We start from the raw sequence: 26,122 nt of genomic DNA, 5'->3' as shown, positions 1-26,122 counted from the left end.
GTAAAGTTTCTGAAATCTACTTGATGTCTTATTGTTACAACATTCCTCCAATCTCACTGCTGTCACGAGAGCTTTGGTTGTTAGAGTAAGTACATTCATCGTTCTTTGGATTGCCGTCAATAGCGATGTCGGGGTCATAAGAGATGAAGAGTTTGATCATTGGCGGAAACTCATTGGAGGTCGAGTAGGTCATATCGTAGGTAATGGTGCGGGTTGTGCCTTTGGCTAAGTTGGCAAATCCTTCATTTTTTACCGGCGTACTACCGATGTATAGTTGCATACTTTGTTGATTGCTTCCAGAGATATAGTCTGTTCCTCCTATGTTTTTGATTGTTGCAGTCACTCGAACTCTTGCGGTGTAAGGAGTGGGGCGACTCAAAATTTGAAACTGAATCGGCATCGCCTTCAAATCTGGACAGGAAGGTTGAGGAATGTGAATCGGCTTTTTGAGCTGATAAGTGGGAGCTTTTTTGATTTGGTACTTTTGAGGTAGTTGGTACTGTGCAAAGCTGCTGTTGGCTGCAAAACAAAAGACCAATAAAATGACCAAGCTTTTGAGAATGTTGTTAATGCTTGTGTGAATTCTAAAATTACTGATTGAAGTTGTCATGGCGTTAATTGTTTAAAAAGTTAAAATTGGATTTGAAAATGTTTGTAACCTTTTTCGTTTTGATTACACCACAAAGATAAGGGCAAAGATAGGCTGGTCTGAAACAAGGTTTTTGAAAAACATAGGTTTTATTTATAGGGAATTAATAGAGGAGAATTGAATAAGAACTTTGATTTTAAGGAGTTTAAAATTTTATTGATGTTTTGTTTTAAACAAAAACATAGGTGTCAAACGTTGTTTTGAGATGTAAGAAGTAGGAAGTAGGAAGTAGGAAGTAGGAAGTAGGAAGTAGGAAGTAGGAAGTGAGAAGTAGGATGTAGGAAGTAGGAAGTAGGATGATAAGAGGCAATACTTCAAAATACCCAACCATAGCCATCAAGCTAAGGTTTGCTTGTTTCTCATACAGCATTGAACAGGAAGTTTTGATAAAAAAGAAGCACACTATACCCATGAACTATAAGAAAGCTTCCTTTCTATTATTTGTTCTTGTTCAGGGCTTAATGCTTATGTTAATTACTAAACTTGATGGCTATGAATACCCAACACAACACACCCCCGATGAAAAATCGGGATTTCGCTATCGCTCAACCAACACACCAACACCTTAAAACTCCAGTACCTTAAAACAACAAAAGAGTATGTTCCCTCCAACCGACTTGTTCGATCTTATTCACTCCCTTTCCCGCACCGAAAAACGGTACTTCAAAATGATGGCAGAAATACACGTTATTGGGAAAAAGAACAATTATTTGAGGCTCTTTGAAGCCATATTGAAGCAAGAGGAATATGATGAAGTTGCGATTAAAAAGAAGTTTCGGAAAAAGACCTTTGTAAAGCAATTGACCTTCACCAAAAACGCACTCTCCAATAAAATCCTCAAAAGTTTGAGGGACTATCACTCGGGAGGAAAAGACGTTTCGGTCGCTTTTCAGTTGCGAGAATCACTAAGCAATTTGGAGTTGTTGTACCGCAAATCACTCTTGAATCAAATGGGTAAGGAACTGAGGAGGAGTAAAAAAATAGCGTATCAATACGATGCATTTTCGTATTTGCTGCAATTGGTGGAATGGGAAAAACGCTTGTTGACGGGAACAGCATCTAAAAAAGTTGTGCAAAAATTGGCGGAGTTGGTAGCAGAAGAAGCATACATTCTCTTGCTGCTGCAAAACAAAACAACTTACCAAAACATCAATGAACAAATAGTGATGTCGCTGAGGGTAAAAGAAACCACAAAAGAAGCGGCTACAACAGAGGATTTTAAGCAACTTTTCGACCATCCGTTGCTCAGTGATGAATCCAAAGCCCTTTCCTTCACTGCAAAGCTGCTGTATCACGATACAAAAGGGCATTATTTTTCTAAGACCCGACAAGCCAAACAGTCCTTTGAACACTACCAAAAGCTGGTGGATTTGTGGAATACGCAAGAAGGGAAACGATTGCAGAAAGAAGACTTAGGAGCGTATCGGAAAGCATTGAACAATTACCTCAATAGCTGCAAACAAACGAATCAATTTGATTTATTTCCCGATGTACTCCAAAAGATGGAGCTGCTGCCGACTGATACTTTTGAAGCAGAATATAAAGTCTTTCAATTGATTACCATCAATAAACTATTGTATTTCATCAATACAAAACGGTTTGAAGAAGGAATAGCAAAAGTCAAGGGATGGGAAAATGGCTTGGAAAAATATGGTGAATACATCTCTCCTTCGCACTTATTGACGATTTACTACAACATTGCCCTGCTCTATTTTCTTCAAGAAAACCATTCAGAAGCATTGCTTTGGCTCAACGAAATCATTTATTTTCCCAAAGCAGATGTCCGCAAAGACCTACAACAAGTGGCTCGTTTGCTGCAATTGATACTGCATTATGAACTGGAAAACGAAGATATTTTAGAGAATTTGTACCGTTCTACTTACCGCAATTTGAAGCAAGCAGACGATTTGGATAGTTTTGAACAGATTGTACTTCAAAACGTCCGACAGTTGATAAAGGTCAATATTTTTGACAAATCAGAATTGAAGAAATGTTTTTTAACTTTTCGCAGCGAATTGCAGCAAATGGTCGCCAAAACAGGACGTTTTCCGTTGGGTCTCTTTGAAATAGGAAATTGGTTGGACAGCAAAATTGAAGAAAAACCATTGAGAACTATTTTATGACAATTAAATGACGCAACCTTTCTCATTCACAACGTACTAGATAGTAGGTTGGCAGCATATTTGCTTGACTATTGGTAGCGATACTTCTTTAAGCATTTAAACTTGCACACATTTATTGGGTCAACATTCTATTGAAAATGTGCTGCCCATACGGAAACCCTTTTACTTCAAACAACACCAACTTGGTTTGATTTAAGCCACATTCACCATGAGAATATATATATGTAAAATATTAACGCCAGTATTGGTATGTGTAATTTTAAGCGCATGTAGCAGCTACCAGAAAGTACAACATACCCAAAAAGCACCTCCTGTGCATCGTACACCTGCTGCTTCCTCCAAGTATAGCAGCAATACCTATATTGACAAAGGTGAGACGGCAAAACCTCGAAAATTTGTTCCAGGATCTGGTGGAAATGGCACTTTGGCAAATGATAGAAAGGGTATCAAAGAGAGAAACTATGCTAAAATTGTTCCTGTCAAGCCACAATCTAATGCAAGAAATCCCCTCGAAGGAGAATTTTACAAAATACCTGCAACCATCAATGAATCAGAAAAATACGATAAAACGGCTCAGTGGGAAAAAGATTTTCACGATACACAGATAGCAAGTGGACGCAAATTTCTCCACAAAAAAATTGCAGTACCCGTTCCTGGAGAAGACAAAATCATGGAGGTCGTGCGCTGTACGCCTGCAAATGGCTACACAGGCTATTATGAAGCAGAAGTAGTGGACAAAAAACAAATCGTGATGCACTTCACCGTCGGCAATATCAAAAGTGATGTGGACGTATTGACCAGACCAAGAAGGGGCTACTCCAAATACCGTGAGTCCGTTCCTTTTGTATTGGGGCGTGATGGTACGATTTATCAATTGTTTTCTTCGAGTTATTGGTCACACCATTTAGGTAAAGGCACCATTGGTGGCAATGAGGAAATGAGCAAACAATCTATTGCCATCGAAATTTCCAATTACGGCCCTTTGCTTCCTCGAAACGGAAAATTAGAAACAGTTTATTCGAGAACTAAGACCAATCCCAACTATGTAGATGTGTATTGTTCCATGGAGGATTCTACCAAATATATCAAATTGGACAAACCCTACAAAGGCTATCAGTACTACGCCAATTTTACGCACCAACAATATGAAACCTTGATTGTCTTGTTGCGATACTTAACAGCGACTTACGATATTCCAAGAGAATTTCTGCCCGAAGACATTCGATTTGATGCAACAGAAAAAAATACAACCTTCAAAGGTGTTCTCACACATCTCAATTATAGAGCAACAGGAAAATGGGATATTGGCCCCGCATTTGATTGGGAGAGGGTTATCAGAGGTGTTCAGGCTGAAAAATACGAACCTCATTTTGCAGATGTGGGTGAGGAATAGTTGAATCGGCTCTACCAAGAAAAATATAATACAAAAAGTCCAACATTTCTATCAAATGTTGGACTTTTTTATGTTTTGATTACACTTGTGTTTTCGTCAAGACTATACCCGTGGTCTTTTCAACCAACTGTAAGCCATGATGATACCAATAATTGCAGGAATAACGATGGTCAATGCGTAGATTTCCATAAGACTATAATTTTAAAATGAAGATTTGAAGCTGCAAATATACAATTTAGGAGGGAATAAAGGGAAAGGATGCCGTATTTTTAGCAGACTTCCATTTAAGCTGCAGCAAGGTTAGTGCCTTCAAGTTGATTCTTTGCATACAAAAACACCAATTTCGTTTTGGAATCTACGCCTTCATAGAGAAGTACAAGCGATTCCTCCACCAATAATTTTTATTAGTGGAGAAATGTAGGTATTTTTATAGCGATTACTCCACCAATAAACAAAAACACAATGAAAAAAACGCTGGTAGGAAGGGAAGAAGAAAAAAGAATCTTGCGGAAGGCTTTGGAGTCGGACGAGGCAGAGATGGTTTCTATTATCGGACGACGACGGGTAGGCAAAACTTTCTTAATCAAAACAGTGTATAAAGACCACTTAGATTTTGAGATAACAGGACTTCAAAATGCACCAAAAACCGAACAACTTCAAAACTTTGCTTACCGTTTGGGAGAAGCAAGCAATCTTTCTCTACCTGTAAAAATACCTGTCAATTGGTTGGAAGCCTTTATGTTGCTTATCAACTACTTGAAAAATATAGATAGCGAAAAACGAAAAGTTGTTTTTTTGGACGAGATTCCGTGGTTGGCAACTCACAAATCGGGCTTTTTGAGGGGATTGAGTTTTTTTTGGAACAGTTGGGCGGTTGACCAAAATATTGTAGTGGTGATATGTGGTTCGGCAGCCTCTTGGATGATACAAAAAGTAATACACCATCGAGGAGGTTTGCATAATCGAGTCACCAAAAATATCTTTTTAGAACCCTTCACTTTACTTGAGACGGAACTCTATCTAAACAGCCGCAATATTTATTTTGAACGCTATCAAATCATTCAAATTTACATGGCAATAGGAGGCATTCCGCATTACCTCAAAGAAATTGAAGGAGGGAAAAGTGCTACTCAGAATATTGAACAGATTTGTTTTTCCAAAAAAGGATTGCTACAAGATGAGTTTTTGAAGCTGTATCCGTCTTTGTTCAGTCATGCTGAAAATCACATTGCGGTTATCCGAGCTTTGGGGCAACAAAAACAAGGATTGACTCGACAGCAAATCATTGAAGGGGCAAAAATATCCGCAGGGGGCACAATTCAGAGAGTTCTAAAAGAATTGGTGCAATCGGGTTTTATATCAGATTATCAACCTTTTGGCAAAAAGAAAAAGGAAAAGTTATACCGCCTCACAGACGAATACTCCTTATTCTATTTGCAGTTTATTGAAGGAAAGAAGCACGAAGGAAAAGATTTGTGGCACCACATTAGTCAAACCCAAAACTACAAAACGTGGAGTGGCTATGCCTTTGAAAGCATTTGCTTAAAACACATTCCACAGATTAAGAAAGCTTTGGGAATTTCGGGAATTTATGCCGTGTCCTATTCGTTTTACAAAAAAGGAACAGACGAAGAAAAAGGCACGCAGATTGACCTATTGATAGATAGAAAAGACCAAACCATTAATTTGGTTGAAATCAAGTTTTACAACGAAATATTTTCCCTATCCAAATCATATGCAGAGATTTTAAGCACAAAAAAAAGTGTTTTTCGAGCAACTACCAAAACCCGTAAACAAATTTTTATGGTTTTGATTACCACTTTTGGATTGAAGCATAACAAACACAGTTTAGGATTGATTGACAGTGTATTAACAATGGATGACTTGTTTGAACCAGAATAGTTACTTCAATAAGTCTGCATAAATCAACTGTTTATCAATATCCTCAACTAGCGGTCCGATATGCTGCAATTTGATTTCGGCAATACTTCTACCAAACAAAGCACAAGTCTCAGGCCCATGACCATCGAGCCATGCCGTCAAATATCCCGACCAAAAAGCATCCCCCGCACCTGTCACATCCGCTACTTCAATTTTGCGGGCAGAAACGAACACAGGCTCACCTCCCTTTGACACATAACTCCCTTCACTACCGAGGGTCAAGCACACTTCCTTTGCGCCCAAATTGTGTATAAATTCAATAATGGTTTCAGGGGCTTCATCAGGGCGTTGATAGGTGCGTTCCCAATCGTCAATGCTCAATTTGACGAGTGCGCCATAGCTGCAATACCTCGCAATGATGTCTTGCGCCTCTTGTCGGTTTTCCCAAATTTCGGGTGCATAGTTGATGTCAATACTCAACTGACAACCATGACTTGCTGCAATTTGAGCTGCCTCCATAATGCTTTTTTGTGCAGGATTTTTACTCAAGGCAAAACAAGTCGTGTGGAAAATGCGGGTTTGCTGCAATGTTTTGGGCTGCAATTGATCGGGTAAAATCTGCGTGTCTGCTCCACGATAAGCCTGAAAATCGGGTGTACCATCGGTTTTAGCGACGGTAATAATCGTCGTTGGAAAATTTGGACGCATTTTTACATCCCTGCAATCCATAGACAAAGCTACTACCTGCGACTGTAAAAAACGCCCCAAACCGTCCTCTCCAATACTTGCTACCAATTTTACCCGATTGCCAAGTTTGGACAAGTTGCGGGCAAAATTGGCAGGGCTTCCTCCCTGAAAACGTTCAAAAGCAAATGTATCTTCAAGGCTTGTTGCTTTGTTTGTGCCAATTAAGTCAATCAGCAATTCACCCACTGCAAGAACATCGAAAGATTTGGCGTTGTTTGTGTTGTTCAAAACCTAAGTATTTATTTGTGTATAAAAGTAGCACCATTTTTCATTTTTTTTGCTACCTTTTACTTCTTAAAAATAATTTTGAAGAAAATTGGCATTGAAGAAACTTTTTTCCAAAAAAATTAGTTTTACAATCAAAATTACTAATAAAAATAGTATAAATGTCTGTTTTATTGGTATCTTTGAAGATAAAAGAAAATTTTTGCTAACAAAAACATATATCATTAACTTATGGCAGTTGATCAAGAAAAATTAAAAGCCTTGGGCTTAACAGTAGCCAAATTAGATAAAATTTACGGAAAAGGTACTGTAATGAAATTAGGTGATACCAAAGGGATTGTGAAAGCGGATACCATCCCAACAGGTTCTTTGGGCTTAGACGTGGCACTGGGCATCGGCGGTTATCCGAGAGGTCGGGTAATCGAAATTTTTGGTCCTGAATCTTCTGGTAAAACGACTTTGGCCATCCATGCGATTGCAGAGGTACACAAAAAAGGAGGTCTCGCTGCTTTTATTGATGCAGAGCATGCTTTTGACAAAGCGTATGCAGAAGCATTGGGAGTAGATGTCGAAAACCTATTCATTTCTCAACCCGACAATGGAGAGCAAGCATTGGAAATTGCAGAACATTTGATTCGCTCGGCAGCAGTAGATTTGGTGGTGATTGACTCAGTGGCGGCATTGGTTCCAAGAGGTGAGATTGAAGGGGAAATGGGTGATTCTAAGATGGGTTTGCAGGCTCGTTTGATGTCGCAAGCTATGCGTAAATTGGCAGGGGCTATCAACAAAACGGGTTGTATGTGTATTTTCATCAATCAGTTGCGCCAAAAAATTGGAGTCATGTTTGGGAATCCTGAAACGACTACGGGAGGCCAAGCCTTGAAGTTTTATGCTTCTATTCGATTGGACATTCGTCGAATTGCTCAAATTAAGAATGGTACTGATATTGTGGGTAATAGAACTCGTGTGAAAGTGGTGAAAAACAAATTGGCTCCTCCTTTCAAAACTACAGAGTTTGATATTATGTATGGTGAAGGGGTATCAAAGCTTGGAGAAATTGTGGACTATGGTGTAGAAATGGATATTATTGGCAAAAGTGGTTCTTGGTATAGCTTTGAAGAGAACAAAATTGGTCAAGGTAGAGAGAATGTAAAGGCATTTTTGAAGGATAATCCTGAATTGGCTCTTGAAATAGAAAATCGCATCAAGGCTAAGATTTTGGGGGAAAATATTCAGTCGCCAAGCTCTGGAGATGATGATGATGTGGATATGGAAGATGTGGAAACGAGTTCTAAGAAGAAGAAAAAATAATTTGAAGTTCAAATTCTAACAGTCTATCATTTTAAGTAAAAAAATCCCCGAATGGATGCAATTCCATTCGGGGATTTCTTTTTTTACCATATCAATGTAAAATGGTGTAATGGGAAAATTGTCAATGTCAAATTCACCATCACACCATATTTTCACTGTGGTTTATTTTATTTAGTCAAGAACAACTTGATGTGTTGAACATGACCATTTGCAGTCGTCAATTTCGCAATGTATGTACCAGAAGGCATTGTATCACCAAATTGTATTTGGTAGTTTTGACCCGCTTCAGCAGTTTGGTCAAACAAAGTAGCTACTTTCGCTCCTCTGATGTCGAATACATCCAAGCTCACTTGTTCTTCTGTATTTACTTCAAAGCTAATCGTCGTTTGATTTGCAAATGGGTTAGGAATAGCCATCAATTGAACAGTTTCAACTACTTCGGCTTTTCTACCTCTACCTCTACCTTCACCTCGTGTTGGAACAGTGATAGTTGCAGATTGTAACCTACCTGCACAATCTGTAACCATAAGGGTATAATCTCCAGTCATTGTTAGACCTGTTATGTCTTCAGTTGTAGCAGTGTATCCTCCAGGACCTGACCAAGCATAAGTCAATGCACAACCTGGCGTTCCACTTGTTACTGTTACAAAAACAGAACCTGTTCCTCCTGTTGTAGAAACACCTATGATCTGATTCACAACAATGCTCGTACAAGGTACACATTTTGAACCACCACAGTCTATACTAGTTTCGTCTCCATTTTGGATACCATCCGTACAAGTTTCGCAGCTTCCATCATCTTGGTTTGCTCTTGGTCGGTAGTTGTGAGCAGTAGGATCTGTACAGCCTAAGCGAATAGCACAGTCATTACAGTTGGTAGCTGTTTCGCCACAGAAAGGCTCACAAATACCATTACCACAAGAACCATAAAAACATGAACCATCTTCAATAGTTGCAGTTGAATCATAGTTACAAGCCGTCATATCAGTACAACCTGCACAAGAAGTGTATTCACAAGAACCATCCTCATCCGTTGCAGATGGGTTGTAGTTACAAGCGGTCATATCCGTACAGCCCAATACAGAATTAACGCAATCTGCACAGTTAGCTGCTGTTTCTCCACAAATAGGCTCACAAATACCATTTCCACAAGAACCGTAAATACAAGCAGAAGGATTAGATATGGTTGCAGAAGGATTGTAGTTACAAGCTGTCATATCAGTACAACCTGCACAAGTTAGGTATTCGCAAGAACCATCGTCAATAGTTGCAGTTGAGTCATAGTTACAAGCACCTGTATCAGTACAACCTGCACAAGTAGTGAATTCACAAGAACCATCTTCATAAAACGCTGCAGGATTGTAATTACAAGCCGTCATATCTGTACAACCTAAGCAAGAAGGGTTTGTGCTGTTGCCAGTTACCTGAACATTGTCAAAGGCAAAACCTTCACCTTGTTGCCCAGAACCCTCAGAACCGAAGATTACTGCAAAACGAACACTGGAAAATCCTGCTAAGAAACTAATATCATGTGAAGCTGAAACCCAAGCACCACTACAAGCAGTGTCAGTTCCTGTACAGTCTCCTGACCATCCATCAATTTCATTGGCTATACCATCTACGTCTGTATCATTGTACCAATTGATGCCATTTCCACCACTTGTTTGGGTGGCATCTTGCACTCCTAAAATAAAGAAAGTTGTGCCGCCATCTGTATTGTAACCAATCGTTGCACCATCCCATGCACCTTCGGCATCCCAGTTTACATCAATAGAGAAAGTAGCCGACTCCATACAACTCATATCAAAACAACCAGTTTGGAAGAAAATCAATTCATTGGTATTGTAAAACTCACCTGCATTATTAGCTAAGGTAGCATCAGAGAACCATGCCATTGTGCCATCAGAAGCCGCATTGATATTGGTTTGTCCAGCAGGAGGTGTACCCAATACCATAGTAGAGGTCGTACCACTAATGTCTGTAACAACCCATCCACCATCACCTGCTTCAAAACTCTCTACATAAGGAGGATTGTTGCCGTCAATGGTTCCGAAGAAATTAAAAGTCTGTAAGGGAATACCTAAAACAGAGTTGTCTGACAAATCACTATCTGTCAAACCTGAACCTGCATTGAAGCCAGTTGAAAAGTCTATGGTATAGTTACCTAGTTGTGAAAGATCTGCTGTGTTTGTGAATGTATAGGTTACTGCACTATTTGCAGGAATTGCATCAGTAATGGTTTCGGTGAAAGGACCTACAACAACTGGGCCACCGGTTACTTCAAATGTTACATCAACTGATCCTGCAGGAATATCATTACAAGAACTGTTGCTAACAGTGATGCTAAATGTTTCCGCATTAGAAGGGTTACATCCATCACTTGAAGTAGCCAAATCCGTAATAGCAATGTTGTCAGAAAGGTCATCCACAATATTGAAGTCATCAATAGACATATCACTCTCAAAACCTGTACCTCTTACACCTCTAAAGCGAATTTGGACAATTTGACCAGCATACGCACCAATATTTCCAGAAGCTCTTAGCCATGCTGCATCTCCAGTAGCTTGCTGCTGTCCAATAAGAGGGGCTACTATATCTAAATCCCAGCCACTACCATCATTGATATCCACATGCAGTTCTCCCATATTTGAGTTTGCACCAAACATGTGGTACCAAAATTCAACGCTAGGACAAACATAAGAACTCAAATCAATACAAGGGCTTACCAACATTGCTTCATCACCTACCACACCTGATGATGCTTCTGTGAACATATAGATACCACCAGATACACCTTCTGTTGTATGGTCGAAAAATGGCCCGGTGCCTGTAGAGTTTTCATTTGCTCCTGTTGCATCTTCTACTTCCCATCGGTAGCCTGCTGTTGGGTCTGATGTCCAACCCTCAGATAAGTTGCCATCAGCAGGAGGTACTCCTGCTGTGAAGTTTTCAAAATCTTGAAAAGGAGCCGTTAAAGGAGTTTGCAAAAAGATGTCCAATGATTTCGTATCGTTACCTGCATTGGCATCTACCAAACCAGAAGCCGCTGTAAAACTAGCGGTAGCCTCAATGGAAAACAATCCTCCTCCGTCTAAATCAGCTGTTGTCATAAAGGTATAATCCACAGAGGACAGCGCAGGAATAGCGACAGGAATCGTTTCTGTATATGGACCATCGGGGACTCCTAACACCACTTCAAAAGTAGCTTCTACTGAACTTGCAGGAATGTCTGTGCAAGAATTGTTGGCAACAGTTATTGTAATGATTTCAGAACTACCGTGGTTACAAGTAGATGCAGTTGTACTGACAACATCAACTGCTACATCAGGAGAGGAGTCATCTGATATAGTGAAATCATCAAGAGAGATGTCTGAGGTAAAACTTGCACCTCTTAACGCTCTGAATCGGACTTGAACAGTAGAACCTATGTAAGCTCCTAAAGGAACTTGTTTTTCTGCCCAGGCAGCCCCACCAGAATCCTGTTGTTCTCCGACAATAGGAAGAGCCACATCCAAATCCCATCCACTACCATCGTTCACATCTATATGGAGTTCTCCCATGGTTTCACCGAACATATGGTACCAAAACTTTAGTTTAGGGCAGCTAAATCCAGTTAAACTCACACTTGGGCTTACCAAATTTGCTACTGCTCCTGTTGCACCCGAGCTCGATTCGGTGAACATATAGATACCTCCTGAAACCCCTTCGGTAGTGTGATCGAAAAATGGCCCTGTGTCCAAAGAGTTTTCATTTGCACCAGTAGCATCTTCAACTTCCCAACGAAAGCCCGTTGCAGGATCTGTTGTCCATCCATTAGCCAATGTACCTGGTAATCCAGGTGTGAAGGTTTCACAATCTTCGAATAATTGTGCTTGTGAATCAATTGTACCAAAAAGGCACATTGTTGTGATTATCAACAAGCAATAAATAATTTTTGTAAATGTTTTTGTCATTTTGTAAATGTTTGGTTTGTAATATTAAATTAATAAAAAAGTTTATAGTATTGTAAATCAGGTTTTCAAAGTATCCTTCTGATAGGAATTATAAAAAACCACCTCCAATATAGAACTTTTAAAGTAATTTTCCAATTAATTGCTACTAATTCAAATCTACTTTTGACCGATAACAGGTTTTTTTTTGTACTGATGATAATTTGCATACGTTAAGTTTTTTAATAAAATATAAATTTTTATTTTTAATCATGTTTATGTTTATATTTTAGAACGTATAAAATTCTTTATTAAAACAAAAACCCCGAGTTGATTCAAATCAACTCAGGGTTTCTTATCTACAAAAAAATCTTACTAAGTACATTTTTTGTAAAAAATGTACTGCTCGTATTTTTACATTTCCTATTTAGTCAAGAACAACTTGATGTGTTGAACATGACCGTTTGCAGTTGTCAATTTCGCAATGTATGTACCAGAAGGCATCGCATCCCCAAATTGTAATTGATAATTTTGACCAGCTTCAGCAGTTTCGTCAAACAAAGTAGCCACTTTTGCACCTCTGATGTCGAATACATCCAAACTCACACGCTCTTCAGTATTTACTTCAAAGCTAATCATAGTTTGATTTGCAAATGGGTTAGGAGTAGCCATCAATTGAGTTGTTTCAACCACTTCGGTTTTTCTACCTCTACCTCTACCACGTGTAGGAACAGTCACAGTAATTGTTTGTGTATTGCCATTACAATCCGTCACGGTAAGGGTATAGTTACCTGCCATCGTAATGCCTGTTGCATTTTTAGTAGTAGAAGTGTAACCACCTGGGCCCGTCCATGAATAAGTCAATGCACAGTTTGGTATTCCGCTTGTTACTGTTACAATGACAGAGCCTGTGCCAGATGAGTTAGTCGTAGAAACTCCGACAATGTTGTTTACTTCAATGGTAATGTTCGCTGTACAACTTAAATCCAAATTATAGTTTCCTGTATTTGTTGAGAAACCGTTTACATAGATGTAATACGTTGTGCCTGGAACAGATGACCATGTTGTTTGCGATTGAAGACTGCAAAAATCATCGTTTCCACCTACGCAGGTTAGGCTTCCACAATCACCACTGTACACATTGATTTTGGTGTCATAAGAAGAACCACACAAACTTGCAGTAAAGACCTCACCTGCCGCATCAACGGTGTACCAAACACCGCCACCAGTACCAGGAGTAGTTCCGCAGAAAGCAGGTGCTCCAGTGTTGGTAAAGTTACCCGTATTACCTGTCACTACATCACCACAAGAGATATCTAAAGCACTTCCACAAACATCTCCACAAACAGCACACAAAGAACCGCCACAATCAATAGCAGTTTCATCACCATTTAGGATACCATCCGTACAAGTTTCGCAGCTACCATCATCTACTTGTGCAGTAGCATCGTAGTTGTGAGCAGCTACATCCATACAGCCTTCAATACAAGGCAGACATTTTGCACCACCACAGTCAATCGCTACTTCGTCACCATTGAGAAGTCCATCGCTACAGGTCAAACAGCTTCCATCATCTTGGTTTGCTCTTGGTCGGTAGTTGTGAGCAGTAGGATCTGTACAGCCTAAGCGAATAGCACAGTCATTACAGTTGGCAGCTGTTTCGCCACAGAAAGGCTCACAAATGCCATTGCCACAAGAACCATATATACAAGAACCATCATCAATGGTTGCAGATGATTTGTAGTTACAAGCGGTCATATCTGTACAGCCAGCACAAGAAAGATATTCACAAGAACCATCATCATCTGTTGCAGATGGATTGTAGTTACAAGCACCAGCATCTGTACAGCCCAATACCGTGTTAAGGCAATCCACACAACCTGCTATGTCTTCACCACAAGCAATATCGCAAGTACCATCACCACAAGTACCCAATACACATGAACCATCGTCAAGGGTTGCAGTTGAATCATAGTTACATGCATTCATATCCGTACAACCCAAGCAAGAATAATCACAAGAACCATCATCAAGAGTTGCAGTTGAATCGTAGTTACAAGCACCTGCATCTGTACATCCTGCACAAGTAAGATACTCACAAGAACCATCATCATACGCAGAGCCATCGAAGTTACACGCATTGATATCAGAACAACCAATACAAGCAGCATCTGTACTGTTTCCTATTACTTGCACATTGTCAAAAGCAAAACCATCTCCATCTTGAACACTTCCATCAGAGGTATAGACGATAGCAAAAATCACACTAGGCGAACCAGCCAAAAAGTCAATGTTGTGTGTGGCAGTCAACCAGCCATTTACAGCACCTGGTTTCATAGCACTACACTTGGTATCTGTTCCCACACAATCGCCAGACCAACCTGGAGCATCGGTTAGACCAAATATATCGTGTGAAGCAATATCAGGATCATTGTACCAATTGGTACCATTTCCACCACTTGTACCGTCAGAGCCAACTCCCAATTGAGTAAAAGTGCCGCCACCATCAAGGCTAAAACTTACAGAAGCACCATCAAAAGCACTTTCACAATCCCAGTTGACATCAATAGAGAAAGTAGCCGTGGTCATACAACTCATATCAAAACAACCAGATAAAAAGAAAATAGCTTCGTCTGCATTGTATTGTTCATCAATAGGTGCAGTTGCATCATTGGTAAGTGAAAGGTCAGAGAACCAAGCTTGTGTACCATCATTTGCGCTATTAATATTCACTTGCCCCGCAGGAGGCGTACCCAATACCATAGTAGAAGTTGTCGCACTTTGGTCAAGCACTGTCCAACCGCCATCACCTGCTTCAAAACTCTCTACGTAGGCAGGGCTATCACCGTCAATACTACCAAAAGAAGCTAAACTGCTAATGCTAGCACCCACAACGCCATTGTCTCCAGAAGATACATCTGTAATACCAGAGGCAGCTGTGAAGTCCACACTAATATCTATTGTGTAAGTACCTGGAGTAGATAAATCGAAAGTTGTTGCCAATGAAAAATCTACAGTTCCTTCTGCTCCAATGGAAGGTAAGGCTTCTGTGATAGGGCCAACAGGACCATTCGGTCCATCCGTAATAGAAACAGTTACTTCGGCATCTCCAGCAGCCACAGCAGGGCTACAGCCAAGGTTTGCTACGGAAACTGTCAGAACTTCACTATCAGTCAAACTACAGCCATCATTTAGAACAGAAGCTCCTGTCAAAGCTATGTTGTCAAATGCACCAGCAATAAAGTCAATTTCTGCTTCCATTTCATTAGGAAAACCATCGGCATCCGCAAAACATTGTGCTCCTGCAGATGGGGGAAGGGCTTGATTCAAGCCATTAGGACTAAATGTATCTACATAAATACATCCATCAAAACTACCATTGGCGTTCCCTAAGATTTGAGCGGTATTACCATTCCATCCATCACCAAATGTATCATAGGCTTGAAAAGTGTAGGTGCTACCGAGTGTTAAACATACACTAGTAGTTGTTACCATATCTGTAGCTACACTAGCACAGTCTGAGCTACTGACAACTCCTCCTGTACCATCTAATAAAGTCCACCCTATTTCATTCTCTGCAAAACCTGCATTGGTATCCACAATAATGTCAACTCCCGTTTCACCAACCGCACACTGTGCAGACAGATTTTGTTGGAAACAACAAATAGATGCTACTATCAAAGCAAATAGCAGCGTCCATTTTTTAGTAATTAATTTAGTCATAATAATGTTAATTTAGTTTGGTAAAAGTTTAAGTGTTACAATAAAGTCTTAAAAAGTATTTTGTTTAGTAAATCTTTTATGAAAAATAATTTTTTAAATGAATGTATATTGTGTCAAATTAATCTAATGCAATGAATAACTCTAAGTATTGTAGCGCTATGCAAAAGACAAGAAAACTTCACAGCACAATTTAAGTAATCACACACATATTTTCAACATAACTTGTAAAAAAATATAAGAATACACTATTTAGCTAAAAAATATTTTAGTCACTATCTCGACAAATTTCCTAAAGTGGCATTTGATTTGATAATACAAATTTATAATTCTATTTATACAAATGAAAAAAATATTTTCACTTTTCGTCTTACTATTCATTTTTAGCAGTTTTGTTTATGCTCAAGAGCAAAACAAGCGGTATATACTACTCGAAGAATTCTCCAATACGTATTGTCCTCCCTGTATTTTTCGACATCCTACTTTTCACGACAACATATTATTGGAATACGAAGACATTGACGCATATCACATCGTTTATCACGTCAGTACTCCTATTCCTGACGATATTTTTTACCAAGCCAATAAAGAAGAAGCAGAAGAACGAGCCAACTATTATCAAATACAAGGAACACCGACCCTGCATCTTCTCGGCAAGTTTTCACCATCTGGCCCTGCTCCAGATTATGACATCCTTCCCAATGCTACCCTTCAACAATATACAGGTAGTATCAGCCCATTGAAGATAGAAGTGCTAGAAACAATCGAAGCGAATCACCAAAGAAGCGTTAATATTGAAGTACAGACAGTAAACCAGATTATTCCAAGTAGTCATTTTCGCCTGAGAGTCGTAGTCGTTGAAAAAACAGTTGAATACGAACCTCCCTTTGAAGGGATGGAAACCAAACTCTACAATGTTTTTAGGCAAACATTAGGTGGCTGGGAAGGTATTCCTTTCACCCCTGCAAAAGTCGGAGAATCGGTTAGTTATAACTACACTTATTCACTTCAAGAGGATTGGAACAAGCAACAAATATACATCATCGCTTTTATACAAGATGACAACAATCAAAGCATCCTCAATGCTGGCTCAAGTTGGCAAGGTGAAACGGTGGCCATTGAAGAAAATTCACTCAATACATTGGTTCAGTTTTATCCCAACCCAAGTAAGGATTTTGTATATATAAAAACAGAAAAAGAACTGCAATCTGTACAAATATTTGACATTGAAGGGAAATTACTGCAAAAAACTTTTTTTGATTCCTCCAATCCTTCAATTGACTTAAGAGCCTTGCCCAAAGGTATTTATTATGTCTCCCTGCAATCAGAAGACAAAAATAGGGTAGAGAAAATAGTCAAATGGTAAGTACGACTGAGGGAGTACAAAACTGAATATTTAGTACCTATTCAAGGCTCTCGACTTAAACAAAACCCTTGTTTGGAGTGTCCACACCTCTCTGCAAGTCAAGAGGCTTGCTACAAGGACTTCGCTCAAGCATCTACACTTGAGCGAACAAAACATCTTTTGTCTAAAATCTTGTATCTAACCCCTAAACAGCAGGTAACACCTCTCCACTCACTTCTCCAAAACCAACCCGAACCCCGTCCTTTTCTGCAAAACCCCGCATAATGACTGTATCGTAATCATTGATAAATTTACGGGTAGATCCATCGGGCATTTCCATTGGGTTTGCACCTCTCCAAGTCAGTTCGAGCATCGAACCAAAGCTATCAGGCGTTGTGCCACTAATCGTTCCACTACCACACATATCACCCACTTTCATATTGCAGCCATTGACCGTATGATGTGCCAATTGCTGCGGCATATTCCAGTACATGTATTTGAAATTGGAACGACAAACCACCTTTTCCTCGCTGTTTTTGGGTTTGATAGCCACTTCCAGATTCACATCAAATCGCTTGTTGGCAGGTGATTGAAGGTAAGGTAAAACAGGCAGGTCTTGTGGATAATTTTCAATTCTAAAAGGAGCAAGTGCTTCAATAGTCACAATCCACGGTGAGATAGAAGATGCAAAACTTTTGCCCAAAAAAGGACCCAATGGCACATATTCCCAACCTTGAATATCCCGAGCCGACCAATCATTGAACAAAACTACCCCAAAAATGGCATCCTCTGCTTCTGCAATTGGAATAGACTCACCCAAAGCTGTATTTTTTCCGACAATAAACGCCGTTTCCAGTTCAAAATCCAATAAACGAGAAGGGCCAAAAGTCGGAGTCTCTGCATCTGCTGCTTTTGTTTGACCTTTGGGGCGGCGAACAGGTGTTCCAGACACAATGATGGAAGAAGCCCGACCATGATAGCCCACAGGTAGGTGTTTCCAGTTGGGCATGAGCGCATTGTCAGCACCACGAAACATGATTCCCACATTAGTAGCGTGTTCTTTGCTCGAATAAAAATCAGTATAATCACCCACATTCACAGGCAGATGCATTTTAGCCGAATGTCTATCCACCAAAACGCTATCTGTATGAGGCCTCAATTCTTGATTGTCAGCCGATAAAAGTTCGGTCAATCTTGCCCGCAAACTCGTCCAATAGGCTTTCCCCAATGCAATGAAATCATTCAAAACTGATTGCTGAAAAACAGAGGAAGGAATGTTCAAATCATCCAACAAACCCAAACGAGCTACTGCATATAAGTCCAAAATGGAATCTCCAATCGCTACACCTGCTCTTGGTCCTCGCCCTTTTACTTCAAAAATTCCGTAAGGAAGATTGTGTATTGAAAAATCAGAATTGGGAGCTACTTCTATCCAAGATTGTTTATTTTGAGTCATGTTTTTTTTGTTTACTTTTGAACTGCAAAATTAAGCAATCAATGACACTTAATTGAATTGTTAGAAGTTAGTTGGTATAGTTTGGTATTAGAGCATGGAGGCACAAAAGCATAGAGAAATTTTTGAATGGAGAGACAGATAGAGGGAATACAAAGGAATAAAATTTTGAGTATCAATACCACACTGTTTCAACACAAAAAAACATAACACCTTAACACAAACAAAACATCAACACTTTAACACACAAACACATCAACACGCAAAAATTGTCCGTTGTGGTGATTACCTTCAATGAGGCTGTCAATATTGCTCGGTGCTTGGATTCGGTGCAGCATATTGCAGATGAAATCTTGGTGGTGGATTCATATTCTACCGATGATACAGTGGCGATTGCAGTATCTAAAGGCGCACGTATTTTGGAGCATCCCTTTGAAGGCTATATTGAGCAGAGAGGCTTTGCAGTTGAGCAGGCAAAATACGATTGTATCTTGGCTTTGGATGCGGATGAATGTGTGTCTAAAGAATTGGAAGAAAGTATATTGACTGCAAAAAGAGATTGGCAATATGACTGCTATACGGTAAACCGTTTGAATGGTATTGGAGGGCAGTGGATTCGATATGGTGCATGGTATCCCGACCCCAAAATGCGCTTTTTTGACCGCCGAAAAGCCGTGTGTACTGGCACAACTCCTCACGACCGCATTGAACCTATTGAAGGAGCGAGTTTGGGAAAATTGAAGGGAGATTTGTTGCACTATTCCGATGACAATATTGAAGATAGAATCAAGTCGGTCAATAGTTTAACATCTGCTTCAGCAAAGTATTTGTTTGAGCAAGGCAAAAGAACCAATTGGCTGATTATTTTCTTCAAACCCTTTATTAAGTTCCTCACCATTTATTGGTTGAGGCGAGGTTTTTTGGATGGCTTTTATGGTTTTGTGATTGCAAAATCATTGGCGGATTATACTTATTTGCAGCAAATTAAGTTGATGGAATTGCAGAGAAAAGAAAGACAAGAAAAATAGGAAGAACCAACTTTATTCTACTTCAATTCGTTATTTTTATTGACAGTAATGTTTCAGTAATACCAAATAAAATAAAATCCCGATTTAGACTTTTGTAGTTTCACTTAAAAAATGTATCAGAAGTAAGAAAATCAATATTCTATCAACAGAAAACTACAAAAGTCTTTATGCTATTGAGGAACTTATATTATTGGAATTGCTCAGCAATTTAGCAATCAAACAATTCAACCGTCATTCCCATGCTACTCCGTTCAGAAAATTTGGTCAAAAAATACGGCAAACGAACTGTTGTCAATAAAGTATCCGTACAAGTACAACAAGGCGAAATTGTGGGTTTATTGGGACCTAATGGTGCTGGCAAAACCACCAATTTTTACATGATTGTAGGCTTGATAAAACCCGATAGTGGGCGTATTTTTTTGGACAAACAAGAGATTACCAATCTTCCGATGTATAGACGAGCCAGATTGGGCATTGGATATTTGCCGCAAGAAGCCTCCGTTTTTCGCAGCCTTTCGGTGTCGGACAACATTGCCGCAGTGCTGGAAATGACGACGCTGACCAAAAAAGAGCAGGCAATAAAATTGGCTACGCTCTTGGACGAATTTAGCTTGGAGCATGTGAAAGACAGCCCAGGTAATGTATTGAGTGGTGGAGAACGACGGCGAACAGAGATTGCAAGGGCATTGTCTGTTGATCCCAAATTTATTCTATTGGACGAACCTTTTGCAGGAGTTGACCCGATTGCAGTAGAAGACATCCAAAAAATTGTTGCCCAACTAAAATTCAAAGGTATTGGAGTTATCATTACCGACCACAACGTACATGAAACCTTAGCTATTACCGAGAGAGTGTATATTTTAAGTGAAGGAAATATGTTTTTTGCAGGAACGCCTCAAGAAGCTGCTGACGACCCTGTTGTGCGGTCTAAATATTTGAGCGAAAATTATGTCCATAGACCAAGTAAGATATTCTAATTAGATTTAGCCGCAAACCTTATCTTTTTTTCACTATTTTTGGTCATCGTAAAAAACAAACACTATGACCAAACGACTACTTTCCATTTTTTCCCTTATGTCTTGCTGCCTATTTTTCTCCAATTGCAGCTATAACCATCCTTCAGACGTTTTCAAACCAGAAAATAAAATCCTCGTTTTTTCCAAAACAGCAGGATTTCGCCATGCTTCGATTGAAGTAGGAGTAGCTGCCCTTCAAAAATTGGGCGCAGACAATAATATTGTAGTAGTAGCAACTGAAAATGCCGATTATTTCACAGAAGATAGTTTGCGGCAATTCGCAGCAGTGGTGTTTTTGAATACAACAGGAGATGTATTGGACTTCAAACAACAAGCTGACTTTGAACGCTACATACAGGCGGGCGGTGGTTATATGGGCATACATTCTGCAAGCGATACCGAATACAATTGGGAATGGTATGGCAAAATGGTAGGAGCTTATTTCGATAGCCATCCAAAAATACAAGATGCTAATTTGGTCGTAACAGACCCCAATCACGCTTCCTGCAAACACTTGCCGAATCCGTGGAAATTGACCCACGAATGGTACAACTTCAAAAATATCAGTGAAGATATCAATGTAATCATGAAGATTGATGAATCTTCTTATGAAGGCGGGAAGAATGGCGACAATCACCCGATGGCTTGGTGGCACGAGTATGATGGCGGGCGGGCTTTTTATACCGCATTGGGGCATACAATGGAAGGCTTTAGTGATGAAAACTTGTTGAAACACTGCTGGGAAGGCATTTTGTATGCGATGGGCAAGGATCGAAAACTGGATTACCGCAAAGCGAAATCACACCGACTGCCCGATGAAGCACGTTTTGCGAAAGTGGTTTTAGATGATTTTTTGGAAGAACCAATGGAACTTGATATCCTGCCCGATGGCAAAATTATTTTTACAGAGCGCAAAGGAAATGTCAAACTCTATGATCCTGCTTTGCAAGACAGCAAAATAATCAACCACCTTGATGTTCACACCGAACAAGAAGACGGTTTGCAAGGCATTGCACTCGACCCCAATTTCAGCGAAAATCATTGGCTCTACCTATATTATTCGCCGAAAGGAGAGGAGCCAGTCAATTTATTGTCTCGCTTTGAGTTTGTGGATGGCAAAATAGACTTGGAGTCGGAAATAGTGCTATTAGAAGTGAAAGTACAGCGTGACGAATGTTGTCACGTAGGAGGTTCTGTAGAGTTTGACACCCACGGCAATTTGTTTTTATCGACAGGCGACAATACCAATCCTTTTGAGTCAAACGGATTTAGCCCTTCGGATGGTCGTCCTGGACGTGCGCCTTTTGACGCAAGGGGTTCGAGTGCGAACAGCCAAGATTTGCGGGGCAAAATTCTGAGAATTACCCCACAAGCAGACGGCACCTACACCATTCCAGACGGTAATTTGTTTCCGAAGGATGGCTCAAAAGGTCGCCCCGAAATTTATGTGATGGGTTGCCGCAATCCTTTCCGCATTTCGATTGACAGCCGCACCGATTATTTGTATTGGGGAGAAGTAGGACCTGATGCGGGTGAAGATGGCGAAAACCGAGGCCCAAGAGGACACGATGAGATAAATCAGGCACGAAAAGCGGGCTTTTTTGGTTGGCCTTTGTTTGTGGGTGATAACAAGGCGTATTACCGCTATGATTTTGCGACCAAAACTTCGGGTGAAAAAAATGACGCCGAAAATCCTCTCAACGATTCCCCCAACAACACAGGCATTCAAAACTTACCGCCTGCCCAAAAAGCTTTTATTTGGTATCCCTATGCCAAATCCAAAGAATTTCCACTGGTCGGCAAGGGAGGCAGAAATGCAATGGCAGGTCCTGTTTATCATGCAGAGAACTACACAGGGGAGTACAAAATTCCCGATTATTATGATGGCAAATTGTTTGCCTACGATTGGATGCGGGGTTGGATCAATCCTGTGACTATGAATGCAGAAGGGGACTATAAAGGTATGGAAACCTTCATGCCCAACACTGAATTCAACAATATCATGGACATGCTGATTGCCAAAGATGGGCGTATTTATCTGTTAGAATATGGTTCGCTTTGGTTCTCCAAAAACGAAGATGCCCGTCTGGTTCGTATTGACTACCATCGAGGAAATATTCCTCCAAAGGCGGTCATTGAAGTAGATAAAAAGACAGGTGGTGTACCTTTGACTGTTCAGTTTTCATCTGCAAAAAGCAAGGATGCAGATGGAGATGAATTGACTTTTGCGTGGAAATTCGACTCCGAATCTCAGTTTCAATCCTTTGAAGCGAATCCTCAATTCACCTTCCAAAAAGCGGGTGTTTACAGGCCTCTTCTAAAAGTGACTGACTCTAAAGGCAATACGGCTCTTGCGAGAACGGAAATCAAGGTTGGCAATGATAGTCCAAGTCTTGAATGGCAGATTGCAGGCAACCGTACGTTTTATTGGGACAACCGCCCGATTCAATACCAAATCAAGATTGAAGATGCGGAGGATGAGGTGATTGATGGCAAACGTTTGGTGGTGAACTTTGATTTTTTGAAGGAGGGAACGGACAAAACGGAAATTGCGAAAGGACACCAAAAGGCTTCGGGAGCTGTATTGGCGCAGCAATTGATTGAGGCAAATAACTGCCTATCATGCCATAATGTAGAGAAGCAGTCCGTGGGACCGAGCTACAAAATGGTGGGGAAACGCTACAAGGATATGAAAGGAAGACAAATGTACCTTTCCGAAAAAATTATCAAAGGTGGCAATGGTGCTTGGGGTGAACAGGTGATGTCTGCAAATCCTGCTTTGAGTTTAGACGAGGCTTTGACGATTGCAGATTATATCTTGGGTTTGGCCAATCAGGAAGGTGAAAAAGCACCGACTCCCCTGCAAGGTACTTATACGGCAAAGAAACATTTGGAAAAGGGCGAAAATGGTACTTATTACTTCAATGCGTCTTACACAGATGTAGCAGTCGACGGAATCGCTTGCAATACGGTTTTTGAAACACTCATGCTGCGCCATCCAAAGATACAAGCAGAAAGTTATGATAGTACCAATATTGCCCTACCAAATCGTGATCCTTGGAAGTCGTATCAATCGGTTCAACGTTTGCGAAATGGTGCTTTTATCTGCTTCAAAGACATTGACTTGACAGATGTGAAGGAATTGAAACTGAATTTGATGGTGGACAAAAATGATGTGGATGGCGGTCGTGTAGAACTACATTTGGGGAGTGCAGATGGGCCTCTACTGGGCAATGTGGTGGTGAATGTAAAGGAAGGTACAGAACTGGAGACTTTGGCGATGCCAATTGAGGTGCCTGCTGATACTTCAATGGGGGATTTGTTTTTTGTGTTTCGCAATGAAGGAAGTCAACGAGATATAACGAGATTGGATTGGGTGGAGTTTGAGCTTTAAGTCATAGAAAATTGATTTAGAACGAATTTTAAGAGTGAAAGAGAAATTTTTGAAAGTTAAACTCCATAAATAATGCTTAAACCCATAGAAGAATTTTACGCCAATTTAGAAGAACCCACAAAAAGTTGCTTTTTGGCATTGAAGTCCATTATTTTAGATTTGGATGTAAATATTACCGCTGCATGGAAGTATCGAATGCCGTTTTTTTGCTACAAACAAAAGATGTTTTGCTATTTGTGGACAGACAAAAAAACGGGTGAACCTTACATCGGAATTGTGGAGGGAAATCGAATTGAACATCGACTTTTGGAGCAGGGGAATCGGTCGAGAATGAAGATTTTGAGGGTGAATCCGAGAGAGGATTTGGAAGTGGAATTGATTGAAGAGATACTGGGACAGGCTTTGGAATTGTATAAGGATGGGACGGTTAAGGTTTAGGGTGAGTCGTCCTAAAAAAACCTTACAGTGAAATAATATGTACTGAAATAGTTTATTTTTGGAGTTGAAGGAAATCCTTAAAAAAAAACACAACTGCATTGAAAACCTACCAAAGAGCCATTAGAAGGCATCACCGAGCAAGATTGTTGAACAAACGGAAAAATTATTGGGGCAGAGCGTGGAGCATTGAAGATGAACCCATCAGTAAGAAGGTCATCAATACGCCAAAACCCTGTTCCTGCTTTATGTGCGGCAATCCTCGGAGATATTGGAAAGAGAAGACTTTTCAGGAACAGAAATTTAGAATTTGTATGGAATACCAAATCAATAGTTCAATTTGAAACCTTCCATTTTCCAAGTCCAAAAATTAGCTGCCCAATTTGAAATTATATAGAGTTTGGTTATGAAGCGTTTTTTTCGTTTTAGTTTCATTATACTACTTACTTTTGCATCCTTGATTTTTTTTCAACACCAAAAACACGCAGCCATGTTTCAAATATTGCAGTTTGTCTTCAAAGTAGGTTTATTGATTGTAGGGGCGGTGGGATTGATATTGGGTGGACTGCTGATTCATGCGGGTTTAACGGATTATCAACCCGATGTAAAAGAAACGGTTGTACAACACAAACCCATTGATTCACAGGTGGAAGTGGTGGTTGAATCGTCCAAAAAACTGAGCTTTTTGATATGGAATATTGGCTATGGAGGACTGGGAGCAGAGTCCGATTTTTTTTATGATGGGGGTAAAATGGTGCATCCTAAAGTCAAGTGGGTGGAGAAAAATATGCAGGGAATTGTCGAAACATTGCAGCAACATTCGGCAGATTTTATCCTATTGCAGGAGGTTGACAGCAGCGCACAGCGAAGTCATTATACCAATGAATTGAAAACCATTGAAACTGCTTTACCCAACTATTACCATGCCTTTGCGACCAATTTTTTGGTGCAGTTTATTCCGATTCCTTTCACCGAACCGTTGGGTGGTATTCACAGTGGAATTGCGACCTACAGCCGTTTTAAATCCTCAGAAAACACCCGATTTCAGTTTCCTGGAAATTACGATTGGCCCACATCCCTTTATATGTTAGACAGGTGTTTTTTGTTTCAACGATTTGAAGTAGAAGGCAGTAGTCAGCAGTTGGTAATCATCAATAGCCACAATTCGGCGTATGACAAGGGCGGAAAGTTGAAAAAACAACAGATGGAATACCTCAAAGATATTTTGGTAACAGAATACAAAAAAGGTAATTAGTGCTTGAACGAAAACTCTTAACTAATTGAATGTCAAAACGTAACTAAATACTTAAACAGATGAATTTTTTAAAGTTTCCCCATATATCAATACCTTCAATAAATTCCTAATAAATTAACATCAAGTTGCTATAAGAATATAAAAATTGAAGGAAAAAGTTCGTTTGTTTTAACCATTAGTTATGTTTTGATAGACAGATAATTATCTCTTTCCGTTCA

The 26,122-nt window shown here is 39.9% G+C and carries 17 protein-coding genes; 11 read left to right on the top strand and 6 right to left on the bottom strand.

Annotation, left to right across the window (positions count from 1 at the left end; translation table 11 throughout):
* Window positions 1-34: 34 nt before the first annotated feature.
* Together R3E32_17035 and R3E32_17030 are read right to left on the bottom strand one after the other, a co-directional pair.
* Window positions 35-610 carry a hypothetical protein gene (locus tag R3E32_17035; GenBank protein MEZ4886444.1) on the bottom strand — a complete coding sequence of 192 codons (576 nt, stop codon included), beginning with the start codon at window positions 608-610 and terminating at the stop codon, window positions 35-37.
* Window positions 611-818: 208 nt separating this feature from the next.
* Entirely contained in the window at window positions 819-1,019 is a 201-nt protein-coding gene (locus R3E32_17030; GenBank protein ID MEZ4886443.1) for a hypothetical protein, read from the bottom strand.
* 229 nt (window positions 1,020-1,248) lie between these two features.
* On the opposite strand from R3E32_17030, the gene R3E32_17025 reads away from it, so the two are divergent.
* The 3 genes from R3E32_17025 (at window position 1,249) to R3E32_17015 (ending at window position 6,067) form a co-directional block, all read left to right on the top strand.
* Window positions 1,249-2,772: a hypothetical protein gene (locus R3E32_17025; GenBank protein MEZ4886442.1), complete on the top strand. Its 1,524-nt coding sequence runs from the start codon at window positions 1,249-1,251 to the stop codon at window positions 2,770-2,772.
* Window positions 2,773-2,980: 208 nt separating this feature from the next.
* Window positions 2,981-4,165, top strand: coding sequence for an N-acetylmuramoyl-L-alanine amidase (locus tag R3E32_17020; GenBank protein ID MEZ4886441.1), 1,185 nt, complete (start codon window positions 2,981-2,983; stop codon window positions 4,163-4,165).
* Window positions 4,166-4,627: 462 nt separating this feature from the next.
* Window positions 4,628-6,067 carry an ATP-binding protein gene (locus tag R3E32_17015; protein ID MEZ4886440.1) on the top strand — a complete coding sequence of 480 codons (1,440 nt, stop codon included), beginning with the start codon at window positions 4,628-4,630 and terminating at the stop codon, window positions 6,065-6,067.
* On the opposite strand, the gene R3E32_17010 is transcribed toward R3E32_17015, so the two are convergent.
* A complete protein-coding gene (locus R3E32_17010) occupies window positions 6,068-7,021 on the bottom strand; it encodes a sugar kinase (protein MEZ4886439.1) in 954 nt (317 codons plus the stop codon).
* A gap of 228 nt (window positions 7,022-7,249) precedes the next feature.
* Between R3E32_17010 and recA the strand changes: the two genes are divergently transcribed.
* Window positions 7,250-8,329, top strand: coding sequence for a recombinase RecA (gene recA / locus R3E32_17005; GenBank protein ID MEZ4886438.1), 1,080 nt, complete (start codon window positions 7,250-7,252; stop codon window positions 8,327-8,329).
* 167 nt (window positions 8,330-8,496) lie between these two features.
* On the opposite strand, the gene R3E32_17000 is transcribed toward recA, so the two are convergent.
* Window positions 8,497-12,246 carry a T9SS type A sorting domain-containing protein gene (locus R3E32_17000; protein ID MEZ4886437.1) on the bottom strand — a complete coding sequence of 1,250 codons (3,750 nt, stop codon included), beginning with the start codon at window positions 12,244-12,246 and terminating at the stop codon, window positions 8,497-8,499.
* Window positions 12,247-12,681: 435 nt separating this feature from the next.
* Complete coding sequence (locus tag R3E32_16995) at window positions 12,682-15,981, bottom strand: T9SS type A sorting domain-containing protein (protein ID MEZ4886436.1); 3,300 nt, start codon at window positions 15,979-15,981, stop codon at window positions 12,682-12,684.
* Between the two features lie 340 nt (window positions 15,982-16,321).
* Here R3E32_16995 and R3E32_16990 point away from each other — a divergent pair, with 340 nt between their 5' ends.
* A complete protein-coding gene (locus R3E32_16990) occupies window positions 16,322-17,344 on the top strand; it encodes a T9SS type A sorting domain-containing protein (GenBank protein MEZ4886435.1) in 1,023 nt (340 codons plus the stop codon).
* 184 nt (window positions 17,345-17,528) lie between these two features.
* Here R3E32_16990 and fahA read toward each other — a convergent pair whose 3' ends face one another.
* Complete coding sequence (gene fahA / locus R3E32_16985) at window positions 17,529-18,779, bottom strand: fumarylacetoacetase (protein MEZ4886434.1); 1,251 nt, start codon at window positions 18,777-18,779, stop codon at window positions 17,529-17,531.
* Window positions 18,780-19,054: 275 nt separating this feature from the next.
* On the opposite strand from fahA, the gene R3E32_16980 reads away from it, so the two are divergent.
* The 6 genes from R3E32_16980 (at window position 19,055) to R3E32_16955 (ending at window position 25,904) form a co-directional block, all read left to right on the top strand.
* Complete coding sequence (locus R3E32_16980; protein ID MEZ4886433.1) at window positions 19,055-19,804, top strand: glycosyltransferase family 2 protein; 750 nt, start codon at window positions 19,055-19,057, stop codon at window positions 19,802-19,804.
* A 239-nt stretch (window positions 19,805-20,043) separates the two neighbouring features.
* Complete coding sequence (lptB, locus tag R3E32_16975; GenBank protein ID MEZ4886432.1) at window positions 20,044-20,781, top strand: LPS export ABC transporter ATP-binding protein; 738 nt, start codon at window positions 20,044-20,046, stop codon at window positions 20,779-20,781.
* Window positions 20,782-20,845: 64 nt separating this feature from the next.
* Window positions 20,846-24,214 carry a ThuA domain-containing protein gene (locus R3E32_16970; protein MEZ4886431.1) on the top strand — a complete coding sequence of 1,123 codons (3,369 nt, stop codon included), beginning with the start codon at window positions 20,846-20,848 and terminating at the stop codon, window positions 24,212-24,214.
* Window positions 24,215-24,286: 72 nt separating this feature from the next.
* Window positions 24,287-24,652, top strand: coding sequence for a DUF1801 domain-containing protein (locus R3E32_16965; protein MEZ4886430.1), 366 nt, complete (start codon window positions 24,287-24,289; stop codon window positions 24,650-24,652).
* A 98-nt stretch (window positions 24,653-24,750) separates the two neighbouring features.
* Entirely contained in the window at window positions 24,751-24,993 is a 243-nt protein-coding gene (locus tag R3E32_16960; protein ID MEZ4886429.1) for a hypothetical protein, read from the top strand.
* A 146-nt stretch (window positions 24,994-25,139) separates the two neighbouring features.
* Entirely contained in the window at window positions 25,140-25,904 is a 765-nt protein-coding gene (locus tag R3E32_16955; protein ID MEZ4886428.1) for a hypothetical protein, read from the top strand.
* Window positions 25,905-26,122: the final 218 nt, after the last annotated feature.

The organism is Chitinophagales bacterium (assembly GCA_041392475.1).
Classification (GTDB): domain Bacteria; phylum Bacteroidota; class Bacteroidia; order Chitinophagales; family UBA2359; genus JAUHXA01.
The sequence above is the reverse complement of the archived record's forward strand: the minus strand, read 5'-3'. Positions and strand labels throughout refer to the sequence as shown.

Coding starts and splice junctions, on each gene's coding strand:
- R3E32_17035 (MEZ4886444.1), bottom strand. CDS start 610: ATGACAACTTCAATCAGTAATTTTAGAATTCACACAAGCATTAACAAC.
- R3E32_17030 (MEZ4886443.1), bottom strand. CDS start 1,019: ATGCTGTATGAGAAACAAGCAAACCTTAGCTTGATGGCTATGGTTGGG.
- R3E32_17025 (MEZ4886442.1), top strand. CDS start 1,249: ATGTTCCCTCCAACCGACTTGTTCGATCTTATTCACTCCCTTTCCCGC.
- R3E32_17020 (MEZ4886441.1), top strand. CDS start 2,981: ATGAGAATATATATATGTAAAATATTAACGCCAGTATTGGTATGTGTA.
- R3E32_17015 (MEZ4886440.1), top strand. CDS start 4,628: ATGAAAAAAACGCTGGTAGGAAGGGAAGAAGAAAAAAGAATCTTGCGG.
- recA (MEZ4886438.1), top strand. CDS start 7,250: ATGGCAGTTGATCAAGAAAAATTAAAAGCCTTGGGCTTAACAGTAGCC.
- R3E32_16995 (MEZ4886436.1), bottom strand. CDS start 15,981: ATGACTAAATTAATTACTAAAAAATGGACGCTGCTATTTGCTTTGATA.
- R3E32_16990 (MEZ4886435.1), top strand. CDS start 16,322: ATGAAAAAAATATTTTCACTTTTCGTCTTACTATTCATTTTTAGCAGT.
- fahA (MEZ4886434.1), bottom strand. CDS start 18,779: ATGACTCAAAATAAACAATCTTGGATAGAAGTAGCTCCCAATTCTGAT.
- lptB (MEZ4886432.1), top strand. CDS start 20,044: ATGCTACTCCGTTCAGAAAATTTGGTCAAAAAATACGGCAAACGAACT.
- R3E32_16970 (MEZ4886431.1), top strand. CDS start 20,846: ATGACCAAACGACTACTTTCCATTTTTTCCCTTATGTCTTGCTGCCTA.
- R3E32_16965 (MEZ4886430.1), top strand. CDS start 24,287: ATGCTTAAACCCATAGAAGAATTTTACGCCAATTTAGAAGAACCCACA.
- R3E32_16955 (MEZ4886428.1), top strand. CDS start 25,140: ATGTTTCAAATATTGCAGTTTGTCTTCAAAGTAGGTTTATTGATTGTA.